Origin of the sequence: Psychrobacter sp. AOP30-A2-5, from assembly GCF_052378115.1 — a bacterium.
Classification (GTDB): domain Bacteria; phylum Pseudomonadota; class Gammaproteobacteria; order Pseudomonadales; family Moraxellaceae; genus Psychrobacter.
This window is the reverse complement of record NZ_JBQSXK010000012.1, coordinates 58,103-72,063: the sequence shown is the minus strand read 5'-3', so window position 1 is coordinate 72,063 and position 13,961 is coordinate 58,103. Positions and strand designations below refer to the sequence as shown.

Genomic DNA, 13,961 nt, shown 5'->3' with positions numbered 1-13,961 from the left:
TAAAAATGAATATTGCTGCTATAAAAAAGCTCATTCCGCTCAGATTAAAAAAACACTTGGCCGCTTATATGGGGGCGAGAGGTTTACCGTTACCAACTGGTAAACGGTGCTTTATTTTTCTTGCTGCTGACTATGGCAATATTGGTGATATTGCTATTTCTCACGCGCAAAAGCAGTATTTGCAACGTGTGCTGACGGATTATGATGTTGTTAGTGTTGCTATCAGTCAAACCAGATTTGTGCTCAATTCAATTAAACAACAAATAAAAGAGACGGATATCGTCACTATCATCGGCGGCGGTAATATGGGTGGCACGTATCCTGATATTGAGGAGCTGCGCCAATTAGTCATCAAGTCATTTCCTGCCAATCGAATCGTTTGTTTTCCTCAGACACTAGATTGGAATGATTCTGCTCAGTCTAAACGTGCCTTGCAGCGTATTGTAAACGTTTACGCCAAGCATCCAGATATACATGTTTTTGCCAGAGAGTCGATAACATCGGAAAAACTCTTCGAGCTTTTTGCTGAGTACAGTAATGTGCATATTGGTCTCGTACCAGATATTGTGATGAGCGCGAATGCCACAGTGCTGGGTACGACAGATTGCTTAGCGCCTTCAGGTATTTTGCGCTGCTTACGAGATGACAAAGAAGCCGCATTATCAGCTGAGCAATACGCCATGATAGACAAAGCCTTAGCAGATACTGGCTATCAGATTGAAAAGACCGACACACATGCTGGTGGTTCGCAACTCGATGAGGCACATTGCACAAAATTACTGACGGACAAGCTTAGTCAATTCCGTGCTGCAAAATTGGTCGTGACTGACCGGCTGCATGGCATGATTTTATGTTTGCTATCGGGTACGCCGTGCTTGGTACTCCCGAACGCCAATCATAAGATAAGACAGACGCAGTTGGACTGGTTAGGCGGTCATCCAAGGCTGGTGTTTTTAGAATTAGAAGAGATTGCTGATATTGCAACATTCATCGATAGCCTTCTGTCCCTGCCTCACGGTACGATGGATGAGTCGCCAGTTGATATATCTGAGTATGATGACCTAAAAAAAGCGCTGGTAGCGATATGACGACTATCGAAACGCCATTAGTGAGTATCATCGTACCAGTGTATAACGTTGCGTCATATATCGATGCTTGCTTGGCATCCATCAAGCAGCAGACTTATCAGAATATTGAAATTATCGTTGTAGAAGATTGCTCCACTGATGATTCAAAACAAGCACTTGCGTCACATCTTATGGATGAACGCATCAAAGTCATTCAGCATCACAAAAACAGTGGTCTTTCTGCGGCACGTAATACTGGTATCAAATCTGCGATAGGCGAATACATGATGTTCGTTGATTCTGATGACATTATAGACTCTCGCTTGGTGGCAGCGTGTGTGGATTGTACGCTTAGCACGAATGCAGAGGTCGTGACGTATGGCTTTACGCCATTCAAAGATGGCATCATAGAGACAGATCTACCGTATCCCGCTAGCAATTTAGCATTTGAGGCAACCGAAATAGACGGCTCATATTTTAGCTTACCGCATTTTGCATGGCTCAAATTTATTAAATCTAGCGCAGTGCGGTCGGCCTCATTACAGTTCCCAGTGGGTCTGTACTACGAAGACTGGCCTTTTCATTGGCATCTTGGCTTAGCTACTAATATTAAGTATCACCTGCCCATTGATTTTTATCTATACAGACAGCGCGGCACGTCGATCACAGGGTCAACAGATAAAAAGCTATTAGACCTTTTCGTTATCCACGCAGAAGTCATCAGTTTAGTAGAGGACTATCAAGCGGATGAGGTTAAAAAAACACTCGCCAATAAAATTAAACAAAGTCATTGGAGCATCTTTACTCGTATAGATAATGATTATTTAGCAGCTGCATTGGCACAAGCTAAAAAAGCAGATAAAACGTTACGATTAAAGGGTTATAAGAGCGATTTGACCGTAAGAAATATGATGATTAGTAATATCGTACGTATGCCGACGCAAGTTGCCTTGCTGATGTTACAGGTGCTTCGTCAAGCGCTAGACAAAAGAGCAAGGGTTAAAGGTCAAGAGCAAGCAGATTCAGAATAGTTTTGAAAAATACGTTTGGTTTTATGGCTTCTTAATAGGTAAAGAGATGACTATTCAGAGAGTGCTGCACATCGTGGGAAAAATGGATCGGGCTGGGGCAGAGACCATGCTCATGAATCTATATCGTCATATAGATCATAGCCAGATTCAGTTTGATTTTATCACTTTTACCGACGAGGTCGGTGACTATGATGCTGAGATAATAGCGCTGGGCGGTAGGATTATACCGATTTTAGCGGATCATTCATTAGCGCGTATGTGGAAGCTTAAAAACTTCCTTAAACAACACCCTGACTATCAAATCGTTCATGCTCATATGCTATTAAACAATGCTTTTCATCTGCTAGCTGCTAAAGGTGCTGGCGTGCCGTATCGCATTTCACATTCTCATAGTACCAGTAATGGTAAAACCAATATTGTTAAAAAAATATATGAACAGTGGGCGTTCATTACCAATCGTAAATTGGCCACGGATAAAATGAGTTGCGGTGAACAAGCGGCAAATTACCTATTTGGTAGCATAAAAGATGTGTGGCTATTGCCCAATGCTGTTGACATACAGCAGATGATGACAGTCGCTAACCAATCAAGACAGTATATCGACCAAGAATTTGGCGATGAGGGGCTAAAAATCATCCAAGTCGGTCGTCTAAATGAGGTTAAAAACCATCAGTTTTCTTTAGAGGTCGCTGAGCAGTTAAAAAAATATCAGGTTGCCTTTACCTTATATATTGTTGGACAAGGTTCATTGGAGGCGAGGCTCAGGCAACAAGTAGCAGATAAGTCACTCCTAGATACGGTCAAGTTTTTGGGGATACGTACGGATATCACAGAGTTAATGGCCAGCGCCGACTATATGATCATGCCTTCGTTGCACGAGGGTTTCCCTGTCGTCTTGGTCGAGAGCCAAACAGTTGGGTTAAAAGCGTTGGTTTCTGACCAAGTATCGCCTGAAGTAGATTTAGGACTTGGATTAGTACAGTTTTTACCGATTCACTCAGCCAAGGATTGGGTTGATTACTTATTAGCGTCTAAACAACCAAAGCCCAATGAAAAAGACATAACCGCAGCGCTGAATTTATATGGATTTAGTGCTGCTACCAATGCGCAAATACTAATGCAAAAGTACTTGAATATGTGACGGAGTGTTTGCTTCTTATCTATAGTTGTTCCAAGGTAGTTTGGAAGGAATGAGAAAAAAAGCGAGGTGGCTAGGAAGGCTATAGTTATAAGGCTATAGTTATATAGGTACTGGACGGTACAAAAGATACTAGACGGTGTAAACCTGCCACCATATCCGATTTATATAAGATTGACGACATTTACTTTTATAGAGGGTTAAATGCTTCCATACCTGCTGGTTCTTAGCCTTGTTATTTTTTGGATCGTACTGGAGAAAAAATCTCTCAATCGTACGTCTTTTTGGCTGCCGCTAATTATATTGACATTGTTTGCAGGCCTTCGTAGCTACCGAGTCGGTACGGATACAGGAAACTATACGAGAAATTTCAACAGTCAATTGAATGCCGAGTACTTTAGGTTCAACGAAGACATTGAGTTCGGTTATCAGTTATTAGAGTATGCGTTATTACGTATGACCACTCATTATTTTTGGCTGCTTGTTATTACCAGTTTAATTATTGTCTATTGCTATCTTAGAGTGATTAAAAAATACAGCGTCAATTATTGGTTTTCCGTATTTTTATTTATTACATTAGGCGTTTATACTTTTTCTTTTAATGGATTGCGTCAAGGATTGGCAATGGCGATCTTTACCTTGGCCATTCCTTATCTGTTAGAAAAACGATTTATTCCATACCTGCTGATTTGTGCAATTGCTTCATTGTTCCATGTAACCGCATTATTTATGATTCCATTTTATTTTATCGTCAATTTAAGAATAAAACCCTTATATAAGATTTTGGCAACATTTTTAGGATCGCTATTAGTAAGTGGGGTATTGGTCGCTTATATTTCTTCTACTAACGATAGATATGAGGGCTATGCGAAAGCATCCGATGAAGCAGGCGGGTTTTTAACGCTTGGTTTTTATACAGCCATCATGATTTTAATCATCTTGGTCAGTTATCTGTATAAAATTAAAGATAAGGATTTTCAAAAAATAATAACATTTTATGCATCAGGCGTGGTTTTTATCATACCGTTAGCGATGTTGGGCACCAGTCCTTCAGGTCCTCAAAGGCTGCTTGCGTATTTTACATGGACATTGGTTTTGATACTGCCTATGATTTTAAAAAGGATTAATAATATTTATTTATATATAGCGAGTATCATTATTTTTCTCATGTATTTTGTCTTGACGACATCGAGATTTAGTAACTTGAGTCCGTATATTATCAATCCGATATTTGAGGTTTTCTAATGAAAAATCAGACATATATATCCATTGGTATTCCCATTTATAATGCTGAAGCGTACTTGGAAGATGCTATCAACTCCATATTGGCTCAAACGCATGAGTTATGGGAGCTTATATTAATCGATGATGGCTCTACTGATGCGTCATTGGCCATCGCCAAGCGTTTTGAAGAGGCTGATCATAGAATAAGGGTCATTGCTGATGGTATAAATAAAAAACTGCCTGCTCGATTAAATCAGCTTATTGAAGAAGCGAACTATGATTATATAGCGCGCATGGATGCCGATGATCTCATTCATCCAGATAGACTGGCAATTCAATTAAGTTTTTTAGAAAAAAATCCAAATTATGATTTGGTTTCTACAGGTGTCGTGTCTATTGATAATTTTAATAAAGTTTATGGTTGTCGTCATGTCGATCAAATTTACACGGAATTTAAAGAAATAGCCGCGGCTTATCCTATTGTACATGCTGCTGTTTTGGCAAAAAAGAGTTGGTATGAACGAAATAAATATAATGAAAATTATCCAAGGTCTGAAGATTACGATTTGTGGTGTAGAGCTATCTCAAATCAAGATTTAAATTTAGCGGTATTGCCCGATTTATTATACTATTATAGAGAAGAAGGAAATTTATCACTATCTAAAATAACCAGATCATACAAAGACAGTTTTAAAACGTACTGTGAATATAAAGGAAACAGTTATTTAGGTTCTTTAAAATTATCAGCAAAACTGACAACAGTTACTTTTTTAGATTCGATAGGATTATTACAAAAGATAGCCAATAAAAGAAATAAATTAACAATATCTGACACGCTAAGAAGTCATCATCAGTCAGTGATAAATAGTATTTGTGCTAAATAATATTATTTATAAAATGTCACTGATAAAATAATATAAAAAAATATTGAGGTGCTGAAATGACATTAAAGATATGCTTTCTAATGACAGATGCGGTGTCATTTAATGTGCTATATCGTGATCAGCTTGAATACATTAGAGACCATGCGGATGTTGAGATCACCTTAATCTGCGGTGGCGATAAACAGCAGTTAGATATTTTACGTGAGCGCAAAATAGGCAAGGTGATTAATTTAAATTTTCAGCGTAAGCCATCTTTGTTTAAAGATGCTCAGTCGCTCGCGCTTTTAACCCGTTATATGCTATCGAATCGTTTTGATGTGGTGGTTTATTTAACGCCTAAAGCCTTGTTGTTAGGGAGTATCGCAAGTGCTGTTACATTGCAAAAGAGACGAATTGCTTTTAGCGTGGGTAGAGCCTATGAGAATTTTTCAGGTTTAAAAAAGAGGGTGTTTCAGGGTCTGGATATATTAAGTTTTGGCTTATCTCACGAGGTTTTATTTGTTTCTGAGTCTTTGCTCAGCGTATGCTTGGCAGAAAATATTCTCAAAAAAAGCAAGGCAATTGTCATTGATAATGGCTCATTTAACGGCATCGATACTGATTTGCTGCAACCTATGGCTCAGCTAGAAAAAGAGGCATTAAGAAAGAAGTACAAGATACCTGACAATACCTTTGTGATTTGCGTGGTAGGACGAGTTTGTGATGATAAAGGCTTCAAAGATATTGAGTATATATCCGAAAAACTAAGAGAAGAAAACGTCTACTTTATGTTCATAGGAGACTGTGAAGACGACGTAGGGAAAGTAGTCGTTGAGAAAATTGTAAAAGATAATAGAGGTGTATATATACCAGCCAATCCAAATGTACACGAGGTTTTTCAGTGTGCTGATTTACATTTGTTTTTGAGCTATCGTGAAGGGTTTGGCAGTGTCGCTATTGAAGCCGCAAGTTGCGCTGTTCCAACTTTTGCCTATGATGTCGTTGGTGTAAAGGATAGTGTCAAAGAAGAGGTCAGTGGTCGAAAATTCAATTTTAAGGATATGTCGTCTGTCGCCGAAGCGATCAGTGCTGCTGCTACTGATAAGGAATTTGAAAAGAGATATCCTGATGCAAGAGACTGGGCCATTGCAAATTTTGAACGCAAGCAATTGTGGCAAAGTTATTTAAGTTTTTATTTACGCAGTAGGGATGACCGCGTAAACGACAAAAGGCGGGCTGCAAAATGATAAAGCGACTATTTGACATCACGGCGGCCACAGCGGCCTTGGTAATATTATCTCCTGTTTATGCTATTACGGCTTATAAAGTCAAAAAAAACTTAGGCTCACCAGTGATATTTAAACAAACTCGCCCTGGTCTAAATGGCAAGCCGTTTGAGATGATTAAGTTTCGCTCGATGAAAGATGCTATCGATACAGAGGGTAATCCTTTAGAGGATGATGAGCGTTTGACGGCATTTGGTAAGACCTTGCGTAATAGCAGTCTCGATGAGCTGCCTGAACTATGGAATGTGATTAAAGGTGATATGAGTTTGGTGGGGCCGCGACCACTATTGATGGAATATCTGCCGCTATATAATGATGAGCAAGCGCGTCGCCACCGCGTACGTCCGGGTATTACGGGATATGCACAAGTTAATGGTCGCAATACGATTGGTTGGCATGAAAAATTTACGCTCGACACATGGTATGTCGATCATCAGTCATTATGGTTAGACATTATGATCTTGGTTAAAACAGTAAAAAAAGTCATTATCAAAGATGGCATTAGTGCTGATGGTGAAGCGACCATGAGTAAATTCACAGGTAATAGCGTCGATAAAAACACGCTTTGATGAGGAACGCATGCTAAATACTCCTTTTTCACCTTGGCCTAGTTTTACTCAGCAAGAAGCGGATGCGGTCAGTCAAGTATTGCTATCCAACAAGGTCAATTATTGGACAGGGCAAGAATGCCGTCAGTTTGAAGAGGAATTCGCTGATTGGGCGGGTAGCAAATACGCGATTGCATTGGGCAACGGAACTTTGGCATTGGACGCGGCATTGCAGGCACTTGGTATAGGTGTGAGTGATGAAGTTATCGTGACGCCGCGTACTTTTATTGCCAGTATCTCCTCAGTGGTTAATGCAGGCGCGACGCCCATTTTTGCGGATGTTGATGAGGCGACAGGGAATATCACTCCAGAGTCGATAGCGGCGGTATTGACGGACAAAACCAAAGGCATCGTCTGTGTGCATTTGGCAGGTTGGCCCTGTGATATGGATGGCATTATGGCACTGGCAGATCAGCATCATTTATATGTCATTGAAGACTGTGCACAAGCGCATGGTGCACGCTACAAAGGTCGTAGCGTTGGCAGTATCGGTCATATTGGCGCGTGGAGTTTTTGCCAAGATAAGATCATGACCACAGGCGGCGAGGGCGGCATGGTCACCACCGATGACGAGCAGCTATGGCGAAAAATGTGGGCGTATAAAGATCATGGCAAAAGCTATGCGGCGGTCTATGAGACCGAGCAGCTGCCCGGCTATAATTGGCTGCATGAGAGCTTTGGCACCAACTGGCGCATGACCGAGATTCAAGGCGTGATTGGGCGTATTCAATTGGCACATATGAGTGACTGGATAGCGAAGCGCCGTGCTAATGCTCAAGCGATATTAGAGGCATGTGCTAAATGGGAAGAAAAAGGCTATCTATCGGTGCCGACATTAGAGCAAGATTATCAGTTTCCAAACTCTACCCATGCTTATTATAAATTGTATGTTTATGTGCAACCACATAACCTAGCTGAGGGCTGGACACGTGATCGCATCATTGAAGAAATAAATGCGTCAGGCGTGCCTTGCTATTCAGGGTCTGCCTCAGAGGTATATTTAGAAAAAGCATTCGATGATACAGGCTTGCGTCCAGAAAACAGACTGCCAATAGCAAAACAGTTGGGAGAGACCAGCTTAATGTTTTTGGTTCATCCTACCTTAACCACTGCCGAAATCGCGCAAACGGTAGATGCAATCGATCGCGTGTTTGTTTCAATGATTCAGTGATGTGAGAATATCGCTTATTAAGGCGTGTTGATTATTTATAAATGGTTGCGGCTATAAGTTTTTATTTTTGATTGGACTTTCTTATAAAACAGTAAAGGTTGTCAAGGTTGCATCGGTAATGACATGAGATTGCTAGATTGGCGAGTGATAGAAATTTATAAGTATTCAAATCTTATCTCACGCTAGGATTTTTTAGCCCAGACAGGTACAATATCAGTCTTAATCATACATTGATCAAGCATAAGACAGGCATGCAAGTAGTTGCGGGCGCTGTCTTTCTTTTTTTTATCGCACCCTCTATTGGAGTTACTATGTCAACTGCCCAAGGATCTGCTACCGTTTTGGACGGTAAAGCACTTGCTAAACAAATAGAACAGCAACTGAGTACGCGTGTAGACGCTATTAAAGCTAAAACAGGACGTACCCCAAGCTTAGCGACGATATTGGTCGGCGACGATCCCGCTTCTGCGACTTATGTACGTATGAAAGGTAATGCTTGTAAACGTGTCGGCATGGATTCTATACGCGTTGAGATGCCAAGTGCGACAACCACTGAAGAGCTGATGGCAAAAATAGATGAGCTTAATAGCAATCCAGACGTCCATGGTATCTTGCTACAACATCCAGTGCCTGCACATATCGATGAGCGTGCTTGCTTTGAGCAGATTAACTTGGCAAAAGACGTCGATGGTGTGACCTGTCTTGGCTTTGGTCGTATGGCGATGCAGCAGAGCGCTTATGGTTCATGTACCCCGCAAGGCATCATGCACTTATTAGAGCATCATAATATCGAGCTTGCTGGTAAGGAAGCCGTAGTTGTAGGTCGCAGTGCCATCTTGGGTAAACCAATGGCGATGATGCTATTGAATGCCAACTGCACCGTAACGATTTGCCATTCAAGAACGCAAGATTTAGAGTCTCATATTAAGCGTGCGGATATCGTGGTTGGGGCAGTGGGCGTGCCAGAATTGATTAAAGCGGAGTGGATCAAAGCGGGCGCTGTGGTTATCGATGCAGGCTTTCATCCAACGGATAATGGCGGCGTCGGTGATATTGAGTTGCAAGGTGTTGAAAACATCGCCAGTGCTTATACGCCTGTACCGGGCGGCGTGGGTCCAATGACCATTAATACCCTTATTCGCCAAACGGTTGATGCTGCTGAAAAATCTGCCGGTTTGAATATCGGCTAAAAAGAGAGTCATACGAATACTGATTGCCGATAAATAAGGGGCCTGAGGTAATATATACTCAGGCTAAATCAACCACATCTCAGTTGATAGGACCTAAACATGGCTAAAAAAAACGTAGGTGTTCATGAGCGACTACAAGGTATCGGTAGAGAGTTTGTCGATGTCTGTCATTACGTTATTTTATTTCTAATCAGTGTGGTTGTCGTTTGGACCGCCGGTAAAGAGTTCGTTGGTATTGTTCAAAAAGGCTCAGCGGATTTAAAAGACATATTGATGTTGTTTATTTATCTTGAGCTGCTCGCCATGATAGGTATTTATTTTAAAACCCATCGTCTGCCGGTACAGTTTTTGATATTTATCGCGATTACTGCATTGTCACGACATTTGGTGGTTGATGTACAGGCAGTCTCAGACTATTTCCATTTATGGCTGCTGGCGACAATTTCTGTGGCCATTATGCTATTGAGTGGTTCTATCGTAGTATTAACTTGGACAGCAAAAACGTTTGGCCGTCCAGAGGACAATCTAGATAAACAGCATGCAAACTTAACGATTAAAGCGCTGTTACCTGATAATGCTCAAGCGCCTGATAGTCATACCAAGCATCGCCGTGAATAACTATTAAATAGCAGCATAAAAAAGGGTTACCACTGGTAGCCCTTTTTTGCCTTCTTAAATCTCACATTTTATTGTTTGAGCGTTAAATGCCCTTTAAGAAGGTCATTAATGTTTGTTTTTGCGTGGCGGATAACTGTGTAAAGCGCGTCTTTGCACCTTCTGCTTCACCACCATGCCAGAGTATCGCTTCAGTCAAGCTGCTGGCACGACCATCATGCAAAAACCGCGCTTCTGGATCACGTGCCACAATGCCAATTCCCCACAATGGCGGTGTACGCCACTCAAAGCTTTCTGCATTTTTCTCTTTTACGCTGTCATCTAGTCCAGCGCCCATATCATGCAGTAATAAATCAGTATAAGGATAAATGTTTTGCTGTGATAGGAGCGGGAAGCGATCACTATTGCCTGTTTTTTGCTTGGGTGTATGACAGCCAGCACAGCCGACTTGTGCAAACAGTTGCGCTCCTTTATTAAAATCTGATAAATCGTCTATTCGCCTTTCAGGTACGGCAAGGGCGGTCATAAAATCGGTCACGGCGTCTAGACTGCTGTCTGAGACTTCTGGAGAGCCGCCATTCGCTGCTGTCCAACAAATAGGCTGATTTACCGTACAGTTAGGATCCATAAATACCGAGGTGGTCAAACCCATATCTTGCGACATGGCATTGGCGTTTTGGGTACGTAGACTGGTATTAATAGCCTTCCAGCCAAAGCGGCCAATGCGCTGCTGTTTGCCATCTTGTACCCAATGTACGCGGCCACTGATACCGTCTTGATTGTTATCATCAGGGTCAGCTGCCGCAATGATATTCGCTTCAGGAATCAGGTCGAGCAAGCCCATGCCGACCAGCTGCGGTGAGATACGTCCGCTAATCGCTGTATTTCCTAAGGGTTGATTAAGGTCAGTTGGAGTAAAGCTAAACTGTATGCCAGCAGGTTTATCATTTTGACTGGGCATTGCTGCGTAGCGTATGCTCCCTTCGGGATTGATACTTGTGGCAATACTTTGATGCTGCATTTGTTCACCGTAATAAGCATGTGGCAGGCCTTGCTTATTACCCAACCGGAATAAAATCGCATCACTCAGCTGACCATTGGCTGCATAAATGGGTTTGCGACCTTCAGCGCTATGGCATTGGGTACAGGCATTGGCATTTAACAGTGGCCCCACACCATCGAACAGTACGCGACCCTCATTTGCTGGTGTCCACTCGGTGATAAATAACTCACGTCCAGGTGATACCCCGCCTAAAGCGCTGCTCGGTAGATTGGGCATGATTTGCAAAAAAGGCTGTGATCCATTGGCGGCAATCGTAGCACTGCCACCTGCTGGCTGCCAGTTGGTATCGATTTCTGGAGTGTCAGGAGTAGTGGGTGGGTTGGGAACGTTAGTATTGCCATCATTACTGGAATTATTTGAATCATCTGAACCACCACAAGCAATGAGCAGCAGCGCCATACTTACACTGAGTAGTGTGTTACGTATGATGGGAGGTAATGTATACAATGAAGAATTTGATATGGTTGACGAGTTTGATCGTAAGAACATGGGCTGACCTGAAATGGCTAGAATATAAGGGGTTAGGGTGTATCTTCATCGTCAGCCTATTTAGAGAGATGTCGATTTAATTGAGGATATCCTGAGGATTATGCGATAAGCTACCGCGCAATAGTTAGGCGTATTGACTAAAACAAGCAGCACAAACGAGGCTGCTTGTTTGAGAATTTTATGATAGGAAATTCAACCAACTATGCACTGTTCGCTTCGTCATACTTAAAACACTTATAGCTGACTAGGTAAAGCAACTGGGATAGGGTTGTTGTACATCCAAATATGAGTGGTGTCTTTGTTGCCGAGTGAGCCTTCAAAGCTCCAGCCCCACGTAAATAAATGACCAGCTTTCAGCGTATTATTATCTTGGTCAAACGATTTTTCATGAGCAATCAGATGCATGGCACCCATGGCCATATTATCGATATTCTTTAGATTCGGCAGCTTATTGGTTGGTTCATCTAGGTCGTTGTAAATGGTCTTGCCTGCGCCATTTGTCTCCCCAAACATGCCCCATGCATAGAGAATACCATCCGTTGCTGATGAGCCATTATTAGTGGCGACATTATCCAGTAACGCATAGCTGGCATTGCCATTGGCATAGACGCGGCGAACTTCTTTATCTGTAAACCAAGGCAGTTTGGTCGGTGAGGTAATGACATCTGCCCATGCCTTTTCGCTGCCATTAAATGTCTCACCATTGTAGCCCAATTGACTAGTGGCATTTAACCCCCAGCCATACACTGCGTCTTTATTGGTCAATGCTAAGATATGGTCTTTGCCAGCCGTCAATTGGGTCACTTTTTCTGCATCTATAGCGGGTTGGTCGTCAGCTTTTTGAGTGGCGTCATCTGTCTTAGCAGTAATGGCGTTATTAATCGTTTCATTAATGACATGAATACGTACAGGGGTTGCATTGACGTTGATACAGTTGGTTGTAGTGTTACAGACTTTGCCTTTGCCAAGATTGGCGTAAGCATCGCTGCCCCAACCCCAAACCTGACCTTTGTCATCTAAGGCATAAGAGCTATTGCCACTGACAGCCACCTGCACGATATGTCCTGCCTCTGTGGCTGCTGTAAAGTCAACTTTAACAGGGGTGCTGCTATCGGTGCTGGTATTATTACCAAGTTGACCATACCCATTGGCACCAAAGGTCCAAACCGTACCCTCTTCGGTCAATACCAAGTTATGGCTATAGCCGGGTGCGACCATGACGGCGTTTTCGATACCTTCGATCGTGCTGATATCCAAACGGCAGTCTGCAGTCTTGCTACAGTCATTACGACCCCCATCACCGCGACCCAGCTGCCCGTATTTGTCTTCACCCCAACTATAAACTTGACCATTTTGAGCAATAGCGAGTGAATGATTTTGATTAAAGCCAATAGATAGCAAATCTTTTGGTGCGCTGTTCATTAGCATCGGCGTGTCTGGATGTCCCATAATATCGCTGATTTTTGTGGTCAGACCGAGTCCTGTCTGACCATAGTTGTTGCGACCCCAACCATATAGCTGACCATCATGCAGGGCAGCGGTATGCGAACCACCTGCGGCAATCGTATCGCCTACGTAGATGGTCTTGGTTGAGCGCATGATATTACCGGCATTGTCTGTGGCTTCTAAGACAATGGTATTGCTACCTAGCGTTAATAAAATACGATCATCAAAATAACCATCAGCATCTAGCGTTAGCGCTTGGGCTAATTCGTTATTATGCATATAAGTCAATGATTTGACGCCGCTGCTATCTTGTACTTGTCCTGAGACAAATACCGCTGCAACCGCGCTATAGCCATCAGTAAAGTTGCTATCAGTGGTTAGTAGTGGCGGTGTCCCATCTATGATAGCAGTGGCTGTGTCGGAATCACTGCCACAAGCAGTAAGAATCAAGGCTGCGGTAACGACCGCGACAGCTTGAGTAAGACGGGATAAACGCATAAAAACCTCGATAGATGCAAATTGACAATATGTCAGTACGCCAGCCGTAAAATAACAAAACCGTCCCATACAAATCCGACGGTGTAGGGTTTGTGCTATTGACTGAGTCAATCGTATATGATGGCATTGGAATAATAGAAATGGCGGCAAGAGTTTAGCAATAATAAATGTGAATAGTATTACAAATAAGAATTATTATCAATAATAAAGTGGAAAAACAGCACCACTAAGGATGCTGTTTTTAAAAGCTGAACGCTGGCTACAAATGAAAC

12 protein-coding genes are annotated in these 13,961 nt (G+C 42.3%); 10 read left to right on the top strand and 2 right to left on the bottom strand.

Annotation, left to right across the window (positions count from 1 at the left end; all coding sequences use genetic code 11):
• Positions 1–5: 5 nt before the first annotated feature.
• The 10 genes from ACT3S4_RS09775 (at position 6) to ACT3S4_RS09730 (ending at position 10,196) form a co-directional block, all read left to right on the top strand.
• Entirely contained in the window at positions 6–1,088 is a 1,083-nt protein-coding gene (locus ACT3S4_RS09775; protein WP_443559555.1) for a polysaccharide pyruvyl transferase family protein, read from the top strand.
• The gene (locus tag ACT3S4_RS09770; protein ID WP_444760965.1) at positions 1,085–2,098 is read left to right on the top strand and encodes a glycosyltransferase family 2 protein; all 1,014 of its coding nucleotides are present in this window, start codon (positions 1,085–1,087) and stop codon (positions 2,096–2,098) included. The genes ACT3S4_RS09775 and ACT3S4_RS09770 overlap by 4 nt, the downstream gene beginning before the upstream one ends.
• A 46-nt stretch (positions 2,099–2,144) precedes the next feature.
• Complete coding sequence (locus ACT3S4_RS09765) at positions 2,145–3,239, top strand: glycosyltransferase (RefSeq protein ID WP_444760964.1); 1,095 nt, start codon at positions 2,145–2,147, stop codon at positions 3,237–3,239.
• A 201-nt stretch (positions 3,240–3,440) separates the two neighbouring features.
• The gene (locus ACT3S4_RS09760; protein ID WP_443563889.1) at positions 3,441–4,481 is read left to right on the top strand and encodes an EpsG family protein; all 1,041 of its coding nucleotides are present in this window, start codon (positions 3,441–3,443) and stop codon (positions 4,479–4,481) included.
• Positions 4,481–5,344 carry a glycosyltransferase family 2 protein gene (locus ACT3S4_RS09755; protein WP_443563890.1) on the top strand — a complete coding sequence of 288 codons (864 nt, stop codon included), beginning with the start codon at positions 4,481–4,483 and terminating at the stop codon, positions 5,342–5,344. The genes ACT3S4_RS09760 and ACT3S4_RS09755 overlap by 1 nt, the downstream gene beginning before the upstream one ends.
• A 56-nt stretch (positions 5,345–5,400) precedes the next feature.
• A complete protein-coding gene (locus ACT3S4_RS09750; RefSeq protein WP_443563891.1) occupies positions 5,401–6,570 on the top strand; it encodes a glycosyltransferase in 1,170 nt (389 codons plus the stop codon).
• Positions 6,567–7,178 (top strand): sugar transferase, encoded by a 612-nt coding sequence (locus tag ACT3S4_RS09745; RefSeq protein ID WP_198330085.1) that lies wholly within the window; start codon positions 6,567–6,569, stop codon positions 7,176–7,178. Before ACT3S4_RS09750 ends, ACT3S4_RS09745 begins: the two co-directional genes overlap by 4 nt.
• Positions 7,179–7,188: 10 nt before the next feature.
• Positions 7,189–8,388, top strand: coding sequence for a DegT/DnrJ/EryC1/StrS family aminotransferase (locus tag ACT3S4_RS09740; RefSeq protein WP_443563892.1), 1,200 nt, complete (start codon positions 7,189–7,191; stop codon positions 8,386–8,388).
• A gap of 311 nt (positions 8,389–8,699) precedes the next feature.
• Positions 8,700–9,578 (top strand): bifunctional methylenetetrahydrofolate dehydrogenase/methenyltetrahydrofolate cyclohydrolase FolD, encoded by an 879-nt coding sequence (gene folD / locus ACT3S4_RS09735; protein ID WP_193007509.1) that lies wholly within the window; start codon positions 8,700–8,702, stop codon positions 9,576–9,578.
• Between the two features lie 99 nt (positions 9,579–9,677).
• On the top strand, positions 9,678–10,196 hold the full coding sequence (locus ACT3S4_RS09730; RefSeq protein WP_045451736.1) for a phosphate-starvation-inducible protein PsiE: 519 nt from the start codon (positions 9,678–9,680) through the stop codon (positions 10,194–10,196).
• A gap of 82 nt (positions 10,197–10,278) precedes the next feature.
• Here the strand turns inward: ACT3S4_RS09730 and ACT3S4_RS09725 are convergent, their stop codons facing one another.
• Positions 10,279–11,655: a di-heme oxidoredictase family protein gene (locus ACT3S4_RS09725; RefSeq protein WP_201559929.1), complete on the bottom strand. Its 1,377-nt coding sequence runs from the start codon at positions 11,653–11,655 to the stop codon at positions 10,279–10,281.
• A gap of 324 nt (positions 11,656–11,979) precedes the next feature.
• Positions 11,980–13,689: a chromosome condensation regulator RCC1 gene (locus ACT3S4_RS09720; protein WP_443518027.1), complete on the bottom strand. Its 1,710-nt coding sequence runs from the start codon at positions 13,687–13,689 to the stop codon at positions 11,980–11,982.
• Between the last annotated feature and the right edge of the window lie 272 nt (positions 13,690–13,961).

What these genes read in the sequence shown, in the direction of transcription:
- ACT3S4_RS09775 (WP_443559555.1), top strand. Translation starts at nt 6, where the DNA reads ATGAATATTGCTGCTATAAAAAAGCTCATTCCGCTCAGATTAAAAAAA.
- ACT3S4_RS09770 (WP_444760965.1), top strand. Translation starts at nt 1,085, where the DNA reads ATGACGACTATCGAAACGCCATTAGTGAGTATCATCGTACCAGTGTAT.
- ACT3S4_RS09765 (WP_444760964.1), top strand. Translation starts at nt 2,145, where the DNA reads ATGACTATTCAGAGAGTGCTGCACATCGTGGGAAAAATGGATCGGGCT.
- ACT3S4_RS09760 (WP_443563889.1), top strand. Translation starts at nt 3,441, where the DNA reads ATGCTTCCATACCTGCTGGTTCTTAGCCTTGTTATTTTTTGGATCGTA.
- ACT3S4_RS09755 (WP_443563890.1), top strand. Translation starts at nt 4,481, where the DNA reads ATGAAAAATCAGACATATATATCCATTGGTATTCCCATTTATAATGCT.
- ACT3S4_RS09750 (WP_443563891.1), top strand. Translation starts at nt 5,401, where the DNA reads ATGACATTAAAGATATGCTTTCTAATGACAGATGCGGTGTCATTTAAT.
- ACT3S4_RS09745 (WP_198330085.1), top strand. Translation starts at nt 6,567, where the DNA reads ATGATAAAGCGACTATTTGACATCACGGCGGCCACAGCGGCCTTGGTA.
- ACT3S4_RS09740 (WP_443563892.1), top strand. Translation starts at nt 7,189, where the DNA reads ATGCTAAATACTCCTTTTTCACCTTGGCCTAGTTTTACTCAGCAAGAA.
- folD (WP_193007509.1), top strand. Translation starts at nt 8,700, where the DNA reads ATGTCAACTGCCCAAGGATCTGCTACCGTTTTGGACGGTAAAGCACTT.
- ACT3S4_RS09730 (WP_045451736.1), top strand. Translation starts at nt 9,678, where the DNA reads ATGGCTAAAAAAAACGTAGGTGTTCATGAGCGACTACAAGGTATCGGT.
- ACT3S4_RS09725 (WP_201559929.1), bottom strand. Translation starts at nt 11,655, where the DNA reads ATGGCGCTGCTGCTCATTGCTTGTGGTGGTTCAGATGATTCAAATAAT.
- ACT3S4_RS09720 (WP_443518027.1), bottom strand. Translation starts at nt 13,689, where the DNA reads ATGCGTTTATCCCGTCTTACTCAAGCTGTCGCGGTCGTTACCGCAGCC.